This window comes from Allobosea sp. 01N443 (assembly GCF_056399325.1).
Genome location: NZ_JBFTRC010000120.1, coordinates 1 through 16,252 on the forward strand (window position 1 = coordinate 1; position 16,252 = coordinate 16,252).

At 65.6% G+C, this 16,252-nt stretch carries 16 protein-coding genes; 2 read left to right on the forward strand and 14 right to left on the reverse strand.

Translation table 11 applies throughout. The annotated features are described in order from the left end of the window. The 11 genes from AC1DRP_RS24315 to AC1DRP_RS24365 form a co-directional block, all read right to left on the reverse strand. The coding region (locus AC1DRP_RS24315) for a PLP-dependent cysteine synthase family protein (RefSeq protein ID WP_476769757.1) at nucleotides 1-717 on the reverse strand (717 nt) is incomplete at its 3' end. 146 nt (nucleotides 718-863) lie between these two features. After that, complete coding sequence (locus AC1DRP_RS24320) at nucleotides 864-1,505, reverse strand: GNAT family N-acetyltransferase (RefSeq protein ID WP_476769758.1); 642 nt, start codon at nucleotides 1,503-1,505, stop codon at nucleotides 864-866. A 203-nt stretch (nucleotides 1,506-1,708) separates the two neighbouring features. Then, nucleotides 1,709-3,043, reverse strand: coding sequence for an LLM class flavin-dependent oxidoreductase (locus AC1DRP_RS24325; protein WP_476769759.1), 1,335 nt, complete (start codon nucleotides 3,041-3,043; stop codon nucleotides 1,709-1,711). A 36-nt stretch (nucleotides 3,044-3,079) separates the two neighbouring features. Continuing rightward, a complete protein-coding gene (locus AC1DRP_RS24330; RefSeq protein WP_441491111.1) occupies nucleotides 3,080-3,961 on the reverse strand; it encodes an ABC transporter permease in 882 nt (293 codons plus the stop codon). Nucleotides 3,962-3,980: 19 nt separating this feature from the next. Further along, nucleotides 3,981-4,898: an ABC transporter permease gene (locus AC1DRP_RS24335; protein WP_441491112.1), complete on the reverse strand. Its 918-nt coding sequence runs from the start codon at nucleotides 4,896-4,898 to the stop codon at nucleotides 3,981-3,983. Next, entirely contained in the window at nucleotides 4,895-6,415 is a 1,521-nt protein-coding gene (locus tag AC1DRP_RS24340; RefSeq protein WP_476769760.1) for an ABC transporter substrate-binding protein, read from the reverse strand. The genes AC1DRP_RS24335 and AC1DRP_RS24340 overlap by 4 nt, the downstream gene beginning before the upstream one ends. Before the next feature lie 382 nt (nucleotides 6,416-6,797). Continuing rightward, nucleotides 6,798-7,436, reverse strand: a complete 639-nt coding sequence (locus AC1DRP_RS24345; RefSeq protein ID WP_476769761.1) for a class I SAM-dependent methyltransferase — start codon at nucleotides 7,434-7,436, stop codon at nucleotides 6,798-6,800. Between the two features lie 79 nt (nucleotides 7,437-7,515). Beyond that, nucleotides 7,516-8,409 carry a metallophosphoesterase family protein gene (locus tag AC1DRP_RS24350; RefSeq protein ID WP_476769762.1) on the reverse strand — a complete coding sequence of 298 codons (894 nt, stop codon included), beginning with the start codon at nucleotides 8,407-8,409 and terminating at the stop codon, nucleotides 7,516-7,518. Between the two features lie 72 nt (nucleotides 8,410-8,481). Next, on the reverse strand, nucleotides 8,482-10,050 hold the full coding sequence (locus AC1DRP_RS24355) for an ABC transporter substrate-binding protein (protein WP_476769763.1): 1,569 nt from the start codon (nucleotides 10,048-10,050) through the stop codon (nucleotides 8,482-8,484). Between the two features lie 59 nt (nucleotides 10,051-10,109). Then, nucleotides 10,110-11,027, reverse strand: a complete 918-nt coding sequence (locus AC1DRP_RS24360) for an ABC transporter permease (protein WP_441491117.1) — start codon at nucleotides 11,025-11,027, stop codon at nucleotides 10,110-10,112. A gap of 6 nt (nucleotides 11,028-11,033) precedes the next feature. Next, nucleotides 11,034-11,957, reverse strand: coding sequence for an ABC transporter permease (locus AC1DRP_RS24365; RefSeq protein WP_476769764.1), 924 nt, complete (start codon nucleotides 11,955-11,957; stop codon nucleotides 11,034-11,036). 197 nt (nucleotides 11,958-12,154) lie between these two features. On the opposite strand from AC1DRP_RS24365, the gene AC1DRP_RS24370 reads away from it, so the two are divergent. Further along, nucleotides 12,155-12,913, forward strand: coding sequence for an HAD-IIA family hydrolase (locus AC1DRP_RS24370; protein ID WP_476769765.1), 759 nt, complete (start codon nucleotides 12,155-12,157; stop codon nucleotides 12,911-12,913). Continuing rightward, nucleotides 12,910-13,842, forward strand: coding sequence for a MurR/RpiR family transcriptional regulator (locus AC1DRP_RS24375; RefSeq protein WP_441506700.1), 933 nt, complete (start codon nucleotides 12,910-12,912; stop codon nucleotides 13,840-13,842). Before AC1DRP_RS24370 ends, AC1DRP_RS24375 begins: the two co-directional genes overlap by 4 nt. Before the next feature lie 35 nt (nucleotides 13,843-13,877). Here AC1DRP_RS24375 and AC1DRP_RS24380 read toward each other — a convergent pair whose 3' ends face one another. The 3 genes from AC1DRP_RS24380 to AC1DRP_RS24390 all read right to left on the reverse strand — a co-directional run. Continuing rightward, nucleotides 13,878-14,258 carry a hypothetical protein gene (locus AC1DRP_RS24380; RefSeq protein WP_476769766.1) on the reverse strand — a complete coding sequence of 127 codons (381 nt, stop codon included), beginning with the start codon at nucleotides 14,256-14,258 and terminating at the stop codon, nucleotides 13,878-13,880. Between the two features lie 95 nt (nucleotides 14,259-14,353). Further along, entirely contained in the window at nucleotides 14,354-15,769 is a 1,416-nt protein-coding gene (gene chrA, locus AC1DRP_RS24385) for a chromate efflux transporter (RefSeq protein WP_476769767.1), read from the reverse strand. A gap of 16 nt (nucleotides 15,770-15,785) precedes the next feature. After that, on the reverse strand, nucleotides 15,786-16,252 hold a 467-nt coding region (locus AC1DRP_RS24390), incomplete at its 5' end, for a chromate resistance protein ChrB domain-containing protein (RefSeq protein ID WP_476769768.1).

A 16,252-nucleotide genomic window follows, 5' to 3' on the forward strand; every position in this document is an offset into this window, starting at 1 on the left:
CAGGTACGCGACCTCGACATCGGTCACCTTATGGACGCCCTCGATGCTGTCGGGGTAGGGCGTCTCCGCCGAGGGGATCGAGGCCGCGCCGGGCTCGACGACGACGACCTTCACGCCGGGCTTCTGCGCCTTCAGGAAGCGGCCGGTACCGGAGATCGTGCCGCCGGTACCGACCGCGGCCACGAAGATGTCGACCTCGCCCTTGGTCTCGCGCCAGATCTCCGGCCCGGTGGTTTCGAAGTGAACGCGAGGGTTTGCCGGGTTTCCCCGTTGGTTGGTGTAATACGCATCGGGATTCTCGCGGCGGACGCGGTCGATGATCGCGTGGATAGCGCCGGTTTCCAGGAATACGCTGTTGTCGATCAGGACGGTTTCGGCGCCATATTGGTGAAGCAGCCTGATCTTGTCCTCGCTGATCGTGTTGCGAAGGTAGAATTTCGAGCGGTAGCCGCGCGCCGCTGCCAAGGCGGCGAGGCCGATGCCGGTGTTGCCGCTGGTGAGATCGACGATGAGCTGTCCGGGCTTCAGCGCCCCCTTCTCCTCGGCCTCGCGAATGATGCCCCAGGCCGTGCGGTCTTTGATGCTGCCGGCCGGGTTCAGATACTCGATCTTCGCGAAGACGCGGGAGGCGATCTCCAGCCTTTCGGCAAAGCGGCGCAGCTCCAGCAGCGGCGTGTTGCCGACCAGCGCTGCAAAGTGGTCGTTCTGCGTTCCCATGATGCTCTCACTCCCAGGAGAGGTGGCGCATGCCACCGAAGACCGGCGGGGTGGCCGGTCGCCTATGTTCGGCAGCCGCTTGCCCCTCATTGGCAGGCGCTGCGGCGTGCAGCGTCATGCTGCCGGCGAGACTGCGTCTGCGCCGCTCAAGCCGCTGCTACCTGTGTCGTCGCCGCGCGATGAGCCGCCAGCCTGGCCGCAATCTTCGCCTCCTGCTCGGCCTTGACGATGGCGACGCGGGCCGTCGCGTCGTCGAGCGATGCGGCCGGGGGATAGATCGCTGTGCTGCCGGCGGTGCCGGCCTTCGCCCCGATATGTTTTTCAAAGGGCAGGGAGCGATAGAGCGTCGGGTCGACTGTCGTGTCGAAGAGCGGCCGATAGCCGAGCGACAGATACAGGCCCGTCGCTTCCGGCTGCCGGAACCCGGTGGTGAGATAGGCCCGGGTGTAGCCGATCTCGGCCGCCGCCTCTTCGAGCGCGAGCAYGATCTGCCGTGCCAGCCCCTGCCGCCGCAGATCGTCCCGCGTCCAGATGCGCTTGAGCTCGGCTGTCTCGTCGTCATGGCTCATGAAGGCGCCGCCCGCGATGGTCTCGTCGCCGCGCCGCAGGAGCAGGAAATCTCCCAAAGGCGGGGCGAAGGCCTCTGGGGGGTAGCGCAGGATCTCGGTGCGCGCGCCGCCTGGCCTGCTATTGGCCCCGTATCGGCCGTCGTACTCGGCAACAAGCCCTTCGATCAAAACCTCTGCTTTCCCATCGAAGGGAGAAGATCGCACGATCAAGTCAGTCATGGCACGGTTCCGGAATTTGTCGTTGAGCGGGAATAAGCGCCCATGGCATTCGTATCCGAACCGGTTGCGCAATCAATACTGTCAGTACAATAAGTATATTTGGCTATGCTGAGGGTTATTTGGAGATCTATAGTTCCACAGTCGGCGGGCGAGACGGAAGGAATTTATCCGCCTCGCGATCAGTGCGCCTCGGAGCCAGCAGCTCAGTTCGTGAACGCAGCGAGCCGGGGGAGGTCGAGGCCAAAGCGCTCGCGCAGGCTGGCTTCCTCGTAATGTCGGCGGAACAATCCCCGTTCCTGCAGGACCGGGATCACCAGATCGACGAAATCGTCGAGCCCGTCGGGCATCGAAGCCGGGATCAGGTTGAAGCCGTCTGCAGCGCCCTGCTCGAACCATGATTGCAGGTCGTCGGCGATCGTCCGGGGCGAGCCGATGATGATGCGATGGCCATGGGAGGCGATGGCGAGCGCTGCGAGTTCGCGTAGCGTGTAGTTCTCGGCGCGCGCCTTGTTCAGGAGCAGGCGCACCCGGCTCTCGCCATGGATGCGTTCGCCCGGCTCCGGCACGGGCCCGTCGAGCGGATGGCCGGACAGGTCATAACCCCAGCGCCCCGACAGCTGCCGGATGCCGGCGGCGATGTCGGTATGCTCCTGCATCGCCGCGAATTTCTCGCGCGCCTCGGCATCGGTCCGCCCGACGATCGGCATGATTCCGGGTAGGATCGGGAGGCTGGGTGCCTTGCGTCCGGCGGCTTTCGCTGCCTCGCTCAGCGCCTCGCGATAGACGTGGGAGTCGGCGATCGTGTCCTGCGCCGTGAAGGCGAGATCCGCCTCGGCGGCCGCGAGCCCGATGCCGTCGCGCGAGGAGCCGGCCTGGATGATGACGGGGTGGCCCTGTGGCGGCCGCGAGATGTTGAGCGGCCCGCGGACGGAAAAATGCGCGCCCTTATGCGCAAGCAGGCGCACCCGCTGCGTATCGAGGAACGTGCCGGATTTCCGGTCCATGATGAGGGCATCATTGGCCCAGCTGTCCCAGAGGCCGCGTACGACCTGCACGAACTCCCCTGCGCGCTCATAGCGGGCGGCGTGATCGGGCAGGGCAGTGAGGCTGAAATTCTCGGCCGCCCGGTCCGATTGGGTGGTGACGACGTTCCAGCCGGCGCGGCCATGGCTGATATGGTCGAGCGATGCGAGCTGCCGCGCCACGTTGTAAGGCTCAGCGAAGCTGGTCGAAATCGTGCCGACGAGGCCGATCTTCGAGGTCGCAACCGCCAGCGCCGAGAGAAGGGTCAGGGGCTCGAGCCCACCGGCCTTGCCCTGCGCACCGGGCTCCGGGCCAGCCAGGTTGTCCGCCAGGAAGAACATGTCGAACAGTCCTTCCTCGGCCTTGCGGGCGATCCGGATCGCCCAGTCGATATCCTCTGGATGGCCCTGCGCGGTGTCTTGCCGCCACGCCGCCGGATGCCGGCCGATCGGCTGGTGGAACAGGCCGAGATGGAGCCTGCGGGGCTTGCGTGCGTTCTGGGCGACGATGGTCATGGAATTCTCTGGCAAAGTGAATAGAGGGGGCTGCGCTCAATCGAGGCGCGGATCGAGATGATCGCGCAGCCAGTCGCCGAGCAGGATGACGCCGAGCACGGTCAGCGTGATCGCGATGCCGGGGAAGGTCGCAACCCACCAGCTGGTCGCCAGGTACTGGCGTCCCTCGCTCAGCATCTGCCCCCAGGAGATCTCGGGCGGCTGGATGCCGAAGCCGAGGAAGCTGAGGGAGGATTCCGCCAGGATGACGGTGCCGACATTCATGGTCGAGACGACCACGAAGGAGGACAGGATATTGGGCAGGATGTGCCGCAGGATCAGGCCGAGCGGGCGCGCGCCGATCGACCGCGCCGCCGCGACATAGTCCATTTCCTTCACGCTGAGCACATCGGCCCTGACGATCCGCGCGCAGCCGACCCAATTGGTCGCGGCGATGACGACGACGAGCGGGACGAGCCCGGTTCCCGCGACGAGGGCGACGACAAGCATGAACAGCATCGTCGGGATCGCCAGCATCGCGTCGATCACGCGCATGACCAGCGCATCGACCCTGCCGCCCGCCATGCCCGCGAGCAGGCCGAGCGAAAGGCCGATCAGGCTGGAGAGGGCGACGGCGGCAAGGCCGACCGTCAGCGAGGTGCGCGCCCCGAAGATGATGCGGCTGAGCAGGTCCCGCCCCTGGCTGTCGGTACCCAGCAGATGTCGCGGATTGCCGCCCTCGAGCCAGGCCGGCGGGAGCAGCTTCAGCGAAAGGTTCCGCCGCAGCGGGTCGAGCGGCGCGAGATGGTCGGCGAGCAGCGCGGTGACGGCGATCGCGGCGACGATGGCAAGGCCGGCGAGGCCCGCCTTGTTCGACAGAAGCGAGCGCAGCACGCGCGGCAGGCGCGGGATACGGGGAAGCGGGAGGGATATCTGCATCGTTTTCATCTCGGGTCGATCAATGCCGCAGGCGGGGATCGATCAGCCGGTAGAGGGCGTCCGTCGTCAGGTTGATCGTCAGAGCCATGATGGTGATGACGAACACGGCGATCTGGATGACCGCCATGTCCTTGGTGTAGACCGCCTGCACGACGAGCTGGCCGAGACCCGGCCAGGAGAACACCGTCTCCGTGACCAGAGCCCCGCCAAGCAGCGCGATGGCATGGAGGGAGGTCATGGTCAGGGCCGGGATCAGCGCATTGCGCAGGCCATGGCGGAGGATGATGAGGATCTCCGGCACGCCCTTGGCCCGGGCGGTCCGGATATAGTCCTGGCCCATGACCTCCAGCAGGCTGGACCGGATCAGTTTGGTCAGCTCGGCGGCAAAGCCGGTGCCCAGCGTCAGCGCCGGCAGGATCAGATGCGCGAAGCTGCCGCTGCCGGAGACCGGAACCAGCCGGAGCCAGACGCCGAAGACGAGGATCAGCATGATGCCGACCCAGAAATTCGGCATCGCCTTGCCGAGGATCGTCACGGCGGAGATCGCGAAATCCGGCATGCTGTTGCGCTTGAGCGCAGCGAAGATGCCGGTCGGCAGGGCGATGAGGATCGCGACGACGAGGCCGCCCGCCGTCAGCGTCAGGGTTGCCGGAATGCGTTCGAGCACGACCGGCAGGGCATCGGTGCCGTAGCGATAGGAGACGCCGAAATCCCCGGTCAGGATATTGCCCATGTAGCGGAGATATTGGACATACCAGGGCCGATCGAGCCCCCACGCCGCGACCAGCGTGAGGCGATCGTCTTCGCTTGCATCCTCCGGGATCAGCAGCGCCGAAGGATCGCCTGTCAGATAGACCAGCACGAAGACGATCAGCGAGACGATGTAGAGCACCGGCACGAATTGCAGCAGCGCCTTGAGGGGAGAGCGTCCGCTCATGGGCGCGAGACGTCCTCGGCCGCGATCATTTCGTCGAAGCGCCCGGTATAGATGATGCGATCGCTGACGCCGTAGATCGATTGCGGGAAGAGCAGGCCGATGCGGACGCGCTGTTCGGCGACGATCTGCTGGCCCTGCTGCGAGATGGCGATGCGGTCGGCCTCGCTCTTCGCCTGGCGAACGGAGGCGGCGAGCTTCTCGAAACTCTCGTCCGACCAGTCGTAGTGACGCTTGAAATTGTCGACGAAGAGGGTCGAGGCGTCGGTGTAGGAGCCCATGCCCCAGAGATAGAGCTCGCCAAAACCGTCGCCGACGACCTTGTTATTGTAGACGGTCCAGTCGAGCACCTCGACCTGTGCGCGGAAGCCGGCATCCTCGAGATAGCCGGCGACCGCCTCGACGATCTCGCGATCCTTCACATAGCGGCCGCTCGGCGTGCTGATCTTGATGGGGGGACGCTTGCGGTCGCTGTAGCCCGCCTCGCGCAGCAGCGCCTTCGCGCGTTCCGGATCGAAGCGGATGTCGCGGCTCAGCTCCGGGGCGAAGCCCGGGATCGCCGGCGGGAAGAAGCCGCGCGTCGCCCCGCCATGCCCTTCCAGCACCTGCTGCACGATGGCATTGCGGTCGATGGCGAGGTCGATCGCCTCGCGGACGCGCGGATCGCCCGTGACGCGGTCCTTGCCGGTGCGGACATGCAAAGCGAGGTTGCGCGCGATGTCGAAGGTGATGGCGCGCGTGCCCTTGTTGTCATTCAGGCGCGCGATGTCTTCCGGCGGAACGTTCACGGCGATATCGACGCCGCCGGTCAGGAGCTCGGCCACGCGCGTCGTGGTTTCCGGAATCGAGCGGATGAGGACGCCATCCCATTTCGGCGTGCCGCCCCACCAGCGCGGGTTCTTCGCCAGGACGACGCGGTCGGATTTGACCCATTGCTTGAAGACATAGGGCCCGGTGCCGACCGGCTGCTTGAAGAACTCGTCCTTGCCCGCCTTCTCGAACGCCGCCTTGGGCAGGATGCCGGCGCCGTTGCCGACGAAGGCGTGCAGCAGCAGCGTATCGGGCCCGTCGGTTTCGATCCGCAGGGTCGTGTCGTCGGGGGCTTCGACCGCTTTGATCCGGCGGAACTTGCCGGAACTGATCAGCTTCTTGTCCTGCTGCGACCGCTCGATTGTGAACTTGACGTCCTGCGCGGTGAATTTGTCGCCGTTGTGCCAGTAGACGTCGTCGCGCAGCTTCACCGTCCAATGGATATTGTCATCGCTGCTCCAGGAGATGGCGAGACGCGGGGTGAAGCGCAGTTGTCCCTGGCTGAAATCCTTGTTGACCAGGTAATCGTAGATGTTCACCAGCGCCGACTCGGTGCTGTTATTGCCGTGATTGGCCGGGTCGAGCGAAAGGATGTCGTTTCCTTGCGCGATGGTCAGCGTCTCGGCTGCGGCTGATTTCTGAGGACCTGCAAAGATCAACGCTGCCGACATGGCCAGGACCGGCCAGCGGATCAAAGCGAACAGACTCATGGAAGCAACGCCTTTGCCTTCGAGAACATTGGGATTGGCGCCAAATTAGCGTGCGCTATCCGGAAAAGGTCTTCAAATGCACGGCGATATCGACAGAGATCCTCTCCGATTATCGGATGGCGCAGAAGTTTTGTTGTCGGCACGGTGTCCTGCGCGCTGCCGGGACGCGCGGAGAATCCAACGACCGAATCCAGGCAAGCGAGGCTGCGGTCGACAGGTTTGAAGCGGCGCGGATGCGCTCGGCCGGGAGGGGGACCCGGCTATAATCTGCACCTGAAGCTCATGCTCGTCAGCCGCTGCGGATGGTCGCGCTGGGGCAGGCGCTCAAACTCCGCAGATGTGAAAGCGGCCGGGTTCCGACCGGCCTTCGTTCCGCGGGGCGTCAGCGCTTCCGTGCCACGAGGAACGGCCGGGCATCCCGGCCGCGCGAGGCGTGGTGCTCGCGCCCGATCATCTCGAACCCCGCGGCCGCGATCTCGCGTTCGAGCTCGTCCGTGCTGAGAAAGCTGACTGAGGGCGCCTTGCCGAGGCGCTGCATCAGGGGCACGACGAGGCGCAGGAGCAGGTTCATCTCAGACAGGCATGGCGTCTTGGAGATGAAGATCCCGCCCGGCTTCAGCAGCCGATGGACGCCGGCCAGGGCCGCCTCCCGCGCCGTGATCAGATGCAGCACATTAAACCCCAGCGCGACGTCGAATGTCGCGTCAGGCTCCGAGATCGCAGCCGGCGTCGCGACCTCGAACGCGACATTGCCGCAAGCTGCGGCCTCGGYCTTGCCCCGGGCGATCGCGATCATCTCGCTGGAGATATCCGTCGCCACGATGCGCCCGACATGAGGCGCGAGCCTCAGCGCCGTGGTGCCGGTGCCGCAGCCGAATTCGAGGACCGTATCGCTGCCCCCAAGATAATGCCGCGTGCGCTCCAGCGTGCGCTCGTAGCCTGCCATGTCCGCGATCGGACCGGCGGCGTATTTCCGCGCGGCCCGGTCCCAAAAGCGCGTGTCATTCGCAATCTGTGCCATGGCCGCCCCCCCAATGCCGCTCTCTAGCACGGGATCAGGCCGTCTGGCCTGTCGCCTGTCGGCACGATCGTATCGTCGGTCACTYCGCCGCCAGCGAAGGATGGCGGCGGCGCAGTTCCGGATGCTCCGAAAAGGGCTGCAACGGCGTCATCCAGCGCCGAAGCGTGTCGGCGGCATCGAGTTTCGCGACGAAGGGGTCATTGCCATGGACCGTCCAGTCGATCGTCGCGCCGAGCTCCAGCAGCCCCCAGGCGCCCGCTGGCTGCGGCATGGTGGTGAAGCTCTCGGTCAGCGATTGCAGCGTCAGATGCGGGATGCCGTCGACGATCGTCAGCGTGTTCCAGTGGACATGCCCGGCGAGGCAGAGGACCGGAACCCGGGCCTGACGCAGCACGGCGCGTGCGCGCTCGGCACCGGGATAGGTCGAGAATTCGGGATTGCGCTCGAAATAGTAGTTGCCGGTCTGGGCGTGGCCGGAAAGCGGGACATGGCTCATGATCGCGAGCGGGCGATCGGCGGCGTTGACCGTCGCGGCGAGCCAGAGCAGGTCGGCCTCGGTCAGGATGAAGCCGCCCGGGCGGTGGATCCGTGAATCCGCCGCCCAGAGCACGAGGCGCCAATCGCCCAGATCGATGGTCCGATGGCCGAGCGGCTGGCGCAGGATGGCCTCGTTCTCGGCGACGCTCAGGTGATCGCGGTCATGATTGCCGCAGAGATGGAAGCGCGGCGCGGCGATGGCAGAAAATGCATCCGCCACCTCCTGCTCCAGTCGCAGGTCGGTCGCATGGTCGCGGTCCGAGATGCGGTCGCCGAGATCGATGACGGCATCGGGCTTCGCGTCCTCAACGAAGCGGCGGAACTCGGCCATGAGCGGCAGGGCCTGGCTGCCCATCTTGGTGAAGCTGTTCTCACCGTGATGGATATCGGCGACGATTGCGAGGCGAAGGGAGGCGGGGCGAAGAGGCTTGGCCATGGCTGGGCTCACGATGCGAAGGACGAGGGCGAAAACGGAGGGGCCGGCCCGGGCCGACCCCTCCCGGTTGGTTCAGCGGGCGGCGAGCGTCACGCGGCCGGCACGGAAGTCGAGGACATAGGGGATGTGCCCGGGCAGGGGCCGCCAGGCGAGCGAGCGCTTCATGCCGTATGACTCGTAGGGCTGATAGAGTGGCAGCACCGGCGGGTCGTTCTTGATCGCCTGCATCAGATCGGCATAGGCCTTCTTGCGCTCGCCGAGGTCGGTCGAGAAGCGGAAGCGCTCCCACAGCGCGATATAGGCGTCGTCAGCCTTGAAGCGACCTTCCGAGGCGGAATTGCCGGTCGGAGCCCACATGATGCCGAAGGCGCCCGCGGGATCCGGGAAATACATCGGGTTCGACCAGGCGCGCGCCATCATGGTCGGATCGGAGCCGGTCCATTGCTCGGTGACGTTGAGCTGGGTCTTGACGCCGATGGCGGCCCACATCTCCTGGATCGCCTGCGCGGCGAGCAGGCCATTGGTGTAGTAGGCGGCCTGAACGTCGTAGCGGATCGGGGTGCCGTCATAGCCGGCTTCCTTGAGCAGGGCCTTGGCCTTGGCCGGATCGTACTCGAAGGTGGCGAGCTCGGGCATGTAGAGCTGGCCGAACTGCTGGAAGCTATGGCTCGTCGGCACCTTCGCCTTGCCGAACCAGAGCGCCTCGTTCAGCGTCTTGCGGTCGATGGCGTAGGAGAGCGCCTGGCGCAGCTTCGGATGGGCCATCTTCGGGTTCTGCGTATTGAAGATGACGACGTGAAAGAGCGGCGTCTGCATGCCCTCGACCTTGAGCTTCGCGTCCGAGGCGATCGGCTCGAGCTGGTCCGGCGGGACATTGGTGATCAGGTCGACCTCGGCATTCTTCAAGGCCGTCAACCGGCCCGAGAGTTCCGGGATGCGTTGCACCGTGACCTTCTGGAACGGCGCCTTCTCGCCCCAGAAGCCGTCGAAGCGCTCATAGACGAGGCGCTGGTTCGGCACGAATTCGGTGATCTTGTAGGGGCCGGTGCCGACGGGCTTCAGCGCGAAGGCCTCGAAATCGGCCGGCTCGGCGACGTTCGGATCGCCCGTCAGGGCCATGATGTATTTCTTAGGTACGATCATGCCCTGCTGCACATTGAGCAGGGTGTCGAACAGCGGTTCGGGCTTCGTCGCGGTGATCCGCACGGTCTCGGCATCGACCGCCTCGACCTTGGCCATGTTGGGCAGCGTGTCGCGCTTGCGCACGCTATAGGGCGCAAAACTCGCGTTGATGATGCGGTCGAAGGAGAAGACCACATCCTCGACCGTCATCGGAGCGCCGTTGTGGAAGGTCACGCCCTGGCGGATCTTGAGTTCGATCTCGGTCGGAGAAACCTGCTTCCAGCTCGTGGCGATGCCCGGCTGCCAGACGCTCTCGGCGCGGGTGGCGTCCTTGCCGATCAGCGGGTCGAAGGCGTTGAAATAGAACTGCGAGCCGACATTGGAGAAATCGCGGCCGGGATCGAGCCAGGGCGCCATGTTCTGCACGCCGACCTTGAGCTCCTGGGCGCGAGCAAGCCCGGTCAGGGCGGTTGTCGCGAGCGCGGCGGCGAGCGCGGTCTTCAGCAAGGTCTTGAGCATCAGTTCAGCCCTTTCGGTTGGAGCGAAGGTGGTTCGGCAGGCAAGGTGGAGGCGGCGCGTCAGCGTTCGCGCAGGCGCACGTCGAAATGGTCGCGCAGGAAATCGCCGAGCAGCATGGCGGCGAGGCTCACGAGCACGATCGCCGCAGCCGGCACCACCACGATCCAGGGTGCGGAGGCCATGTAGTCGCGCCCCTGGCCGACCATGGAGCCGAGCGTGGCAGTGGGGGGCTGGACGCCGAGCCCGAGGAAGGAGAGGGCGGATTCCAGCAGGATCAGGTTCGAGAAGTTCAGGCTCGCCATCACCACGACCGGCGAGACGATATTGGGGATCATGTGGACGGTCGCGATGTGCCAGCGGGTCGCTCCGGCGGCTCGGGCCGCCTCGATGAAGGGCAGTTCCCGCAGGCCGAGGACCTGGGCGCGCACAAGCCTGGTGAAATGGGCCCAATAGGCGATGCCCAGCACGCCGATCAGCACCGCGACATCGGTTCCCGCCAGCGCAACCACGAGCAGCGCGACGAGCGTGAAGGGCAGTGACAGCTTGATGTCGACGAGCCCCATGACCAGCGCATCGACCCGGCCTCCGAGTTGCCCGGCGACGAGCCCGAGCGCGACGCCGATGACGAGCCCGATCAGCGTTCCAAACAGCGCGAGCGCCAGCGTCAGCCTGAGGCCGTACAGACAGCGCGAGAGCAGATCGCGGCCGAGTTGATCGGTGCCGAGCCAATGCGCCGGATTGGCGCGCTCGAAACCGAGCGGGGGCCGCAGCCGCGCCAGCAGTTTCTGCTGGTCGGGGTCGAAGGGCGCAAGCACGGGCGCGAGCACCGCCAGGAGGACGAGCACGAGCGCCAGAAGCGCGGCCGCGACGACCAGGGCGTTCATGCCGGCCGGACGCGCGAAGCGCCGGCGCGGCTTGTGCTGCGGGGCAAGCACGATCTTGGCACCTGCAATTTTGGCGTCGAGGGTATCGGTCATGACCGCTCAGGCTCCAGCCAGGCGCACGCGCGGATCGACCAGCGCATAGGCGAGATCGACCAGTAGGTTGACGACGATGACGGCGGAGGCGACGACGAGGACGCCGAATTGCAGGACGGGATAGTCGCGGCGCAGCGTCGCTCCGACCAGCAGGTCGCCGACGCCGTTCCAGGCGAAGACGGTCTCGACCACCACCGCTCCCGAGACGAGCGTGGTGATTTGCAGGCCGAGCACCGTGATGACCGGGATCAACGCGTTGCGCAGGCCGTGATGGAGAATGATGCTGCTCTCGGCGAGCCCCTTGGCCCGGGCCGTGCGCATATAGTCCTGCGAGAGGACGTCGAGCATGGCGTTGCGAGTGTAGCGGACCAGCGCCGCGACGAAATAGGCCGAGAGCGCGACCGTCGGCATGACGTAATGCGCGAGTGTGGCCGAGCCGGCGCTGGGCAGCCAGTGCAGCGTGTAGGAGAAGACCAGCAGCAGCAGGATGGCGAGCACGAAATTCGGGATGGCGTAGCAGAAAAAGGCCGTGAAGAGCACGGCGCTGCCGCGCCCCTGGCCGCGCCAGACGGCAGCCAGGATACCGGCCGGCACGCCGATGCAGATCGTCAGCGCCAGGGTCGCGACCAGGAGCGAGGCGCTCTGCCAGAGCCGTTCGGTGAAGATCGTCGCGACCGGCCGGCGCTCCATCAATCCCAGGCCGAAATCGCCTGAAAGAAGCGAGCGCCAGAACAGCCAGTACTGCTCGGCGACGGAACGATCGAGCCCCCAATAGGCAATCATCTCGCGGCGCGAGGCGGCATCCAGCCCTTCCGGCATCAGGAAGTCGATCGGGTTGCCCGTCAGGCGCGTGGCGAGGAAGACGACCGAGGCGATCACCCAAAGCGTGATGCCCATGCGCAGCAGCCGGCCTACGAGGAATTCAAGCATGTCTTCCTCCTGCCTGGAGCCGCCGGACGTCGCCCTGCATGCCCGGCCTCAGTCGTGGCCCGTGCTGCGACGGGCTCGTTCTTGGCCGCGCTTCATGACAGGATGATGAAATAATCTCATTCGATATTGAATTTGACACTGAGTTTATCTCAGTTCATGGACGAGCCTCACTTGCTGACAGGGTTTGGATTCGCGCGATGGGGTCGTTTCACGGCATTCAGGGGTGTCTCGTCGATCTCGACGGCACCCTGGTGCGCGGCCGGCAGATGCTTCCCGGCGCCAATGCCTTTCTCGAAAGCCTGGACGGCCGTTTCGTCATCGTCTCCAACGATGCCGAGCATACGCCGCTCGAATTGTCGCGTGCCCTGAAGCGTCTTGGCCTGGTCATCGCGCCGCGCCGGATCGTTCTTGCCGGCTCGACCGCGCTCGACGAAATCGCGCGCCGGCAGCCCCGAGCCCGCATCTCCATGATGGCCAGCAAGAGCCTGATGATCCATGCCCGCGACCGCGGCCTTGTCCCGGTGCAGGAGCGGCCGGACATCGTCTTTCTCGGACGCGACCGGCATTTTTCCTATGAACGCCTGATGCTTGCAGCCAATGCGGTACGCAGCGGCGCCGAGCTCGTCGCTGCCAATCCCGATCTCGTCCATCCCGGCCCGGATGGCGCGGTGGTGCCGGAGACCGGCGCATTGCTGGCGGCGCTGCTCGCCTGCACTGGCCCCGTGCCGTACCGCATCATCGGCAAGCCGGAACCCGCCTTGTTCGAGGCCGGCCTGGCGCTGCTCGGGCTGTCCAGGAATGCGGTGCTGATGGTTGGGGACAACCCGGCGACCGATGGTGAGGGCGCACGGCGCCTTGGCCTGCGCTATTTCGAGCTTCGCGACGGGGTCTTCCCCGCCATCGCGGCGAATGCGCCTTGTCGTGACCCGGCCGGCATGCTGGCCTTCCCGGCATGACGGCGTCGAATCGCAATCCCGGATCGGCCGAGGCCGCCCCCGGCGAACCAGGCACCGAAAGGCGCAAGGGCACCGGCACGCCCGGTCTCGAGGGGGCACTCGAACGCCTGCAGGCGCTGCGCGCCAACCTGCCGCCCAAAGCTGCCCGCATCGCCGATTTCTTCATGACCCATGCCGCCGAGGTGGTGCATATGTCGGTCACCGAAGTGGCCGAGCGCACCGGCGCGAGCGAGGGCAGCGTCATCTCGCTCTGCCAGCAGCTCGGCGCGCGGGGCTTCCAGCAGGTCAAGATCGCGCTGGCGCGCGATCTGGTGCAACCGGTTCAGTTCATCCACGAGGATCTGGCCCGTTCCGACGACACCGGTGCGGTGATCGAAAAGATCTTCCGCAGCGATCTCCAGGCCCTGCACGACACGATGAAGGTGCTCGACACCACGGCGATGGAGGCCGCGGTCGCCGCGATCCTGAAGGCGCGCCGCGTCGAGCTCTACGGCATCGGCAGCGCGGCCCCGATCGCCGAGGATGCCAATTACCGCCTGCTGCGCATCGGCATCGAGGCGAAGGTCGTGGTCGATTCCCATGTCCAGGCGATCAGCGCCTCGTTGACCGGGCCTGACGTGGCGGTGATCACCATCTCCCATTCCGGCAGCACGCTCGAGACGGTTGCAGCCACGAAACTTGCCAAGGAAGCCGGCGCGACGACGATCTGCATCACCAATTTCGGCAAGTCGCCGCTGCTCGCCCATGCCGATATCGTGCTGCACACGATGGCGCGCGAAACGCAGTTCCGCACCGAGGCGATGACTAGCCGGATCGCACAACTTGCCATCATCGACGCGCTGATCGCCTGTGTATCGCTCGCCGATTACGACAAGGCCCTGGCGACGATCGGCAAGACCTTCGACGTCCTGTCGAGCAAGCGCTTCTGAGCCGGGGGCAGGGGAACCTCATCCCACGGGCGGACCTATCGCGTTTGCCGCGACAGCCTGCCCTCATAGGGCACACCCAGCCCTTGCGGTTGAAGCTGCAATGTTGTGCTGGATGTCCAGACTTCGAAGCAGTCCTCGCCCCGCGCTGATTGCCAGCAGAGCGCGTCGCCCTTGGCGAACCAGCGGAGATCCTGCCGGCGGCTCATCGCATATTCCGTGAGGTTGCCGCCGGGCTGGAAGCTGTAACGCCAGTGCACGCCGTCACTGAATTCCTTCCCCGACATCAAGCGATCGATCGCTGTGCCGTGAATGCGCCTGAAGCCTTTCAGCTCGGGGCGATGCTGCGCCCATGTCGTCGAGATCTGTCCGGCTGCTGCCAGTGCGAACAGGGGGAGGGCCCATCTTCTCATGCGCATCAAGATCTCCGGTGGCGCGTGAGCCGCCGGCCGCCAGCAGCCCTGGCTCCAAACGCCAGGACCGCGTCGGCTGCGAACAGGTGCGTGGCCGGCCGCTAGATCGATCCCGTGACGAATCCAAAGAGGACCCCAAGGACGGAGCATGCCGCCAGCACCCCGATCATGCCGACCTTGAAGCGAAACACCGCCAACAGCGCGCCAATTGTCAGGATCAGAGACGGGATGTTGACGGAGCTGAGCTCAGGCACGTCGACTGTCACGCCAAACCTATGAACCTCGCGCAGCTCTGAAAACAGCACGTGGAGCGCAAACCAGATCGCGAGATTGAGAATGACGCCGACGACAGCCGCGGTGATCGCCGACAAGGCGGCGGACAGGGCTTTGTTGCTGCGCATCGTCTCCATGAAGGGCGCGCCGAGGAAGATCCAGAGAAAGCAGGGGACGAAGGTCACCCAGGTGGTGAGCAGGCCCCCGAGCGTGCCGGCAAGGAGGGGATGAAGCGAACCCGGTGCCCGATAGGCCCCCATGAAGCCCACAAACTGGGTGACCATGATCAGCGGACCGGGAGTCGTCTCGGCCATGCCGAGCCCGTCCAACATTTCGCCTGGCTTCAGCCAGCCAAAGTGCTCGACTGCCTGCTGCGCGACATAGGCGAGCACTGCGTAGGCGCCGCCGAATGTCACCATCGCCATCTTGRAAAAGAAGACCGCAATGTCAGCGAAGACATTGCCTGGCCCCAATAGGGCCAGCAGCCCGAGAACCGGCAGAATCCACAGAAGCAGACCAACCCCGGCGACCTTCAGCGACCAGCTGAGTGGCGGGCGAGCGTGAGCCGGAACCTCGTCGCCGGGCGCCGTATCGGCATCCGCGACCTGCGTGCCGCCGAGCCTGCCGTGCCCGTTGCCCGTCAGGAACGCTGTGAAGCCTGCGCGTCCGCCGATATAGCCAATCAGCCCTGCGGCCAGAATGACCAGTGGAAACGGCGCTTGAAAGAAGAAGAGCGCGACAAAGGCCGCGGCGGCGAGCCCGATCAGGACGTTGTTCTTGAGCGCGCGTCGCCCGATCCGGGAGACCGCCTCGAGCACGATGGCGAGGACCGCCGCCTTCAGGCCGAAGAAAAGCGCCTGGACCGCTCCGACATTGCCGAAGATCGCGTAGATCCAGCTCAGCGCCATGATGGCGATCGCACCCGGCAACACGAACAGGATTCCGGCGACCAGCCCGCCCTTGGTCTTGTGCAGGAGCCAGCCGATATAGATCGCCAATTGCTGCGCCTCGGGGCCGGGCAGCAGCGTGCAATAGTTGAGCGCATGCAGGAACCGGGTCTCGCCGATCCAGCGCTTCTCCTCGACAAGGATCCGGTGCATCACCGCGATCTGCCCGGCCGGGCCGCCAAAACTCAAGGCGGCCACACGCACCCAGACCCGCACCGCGTCCCCGAAGGAAATGCCATGATCCGGCCGGTCGCTCTTCGAGGCCGGCGTCGCGACATAGCTGTCCAGATTGGCCATGGCCCGGTCCTTCCGATCATCCGCGCTTGGAGCGGAAATACTGGTAGAGGTTGTCGAAGACGGCAGCGCCCTGCGCGATCCGCTCCTCATCGCCCGCGTTCGCCATGGCGACGCCGGCGATCAGGCTGGATATGCCTGTCGTTTCCTCGCGGCCGAACTTGCTGTCCTTGAGATCGATATCGTGGACGATCTCGGCGATGGCCTGCAGTGCCGGATCGCCTATGCCGGCACGGATCAGCAGCACTTCGAAGCTGCAGCGATCGCCCTCATGGGTGATCTCGCCTTCGAACATGTCAAAGCGCAGCTCGCCCGGTTTTGGGGCATAGCCCTTGCCCGCCACGAAGCGGATGACGGCATCGGGGTCGATGAAGCGGCGGATCAGCCAACTGCAGGCGATGCGATCGACATACACGTCGCGGCGCGTCGCCCAGGTTCGCCCCTTGAGCTCGGCGATCGGGTCTGCCCCCTTTGGTGGGTGCTTGC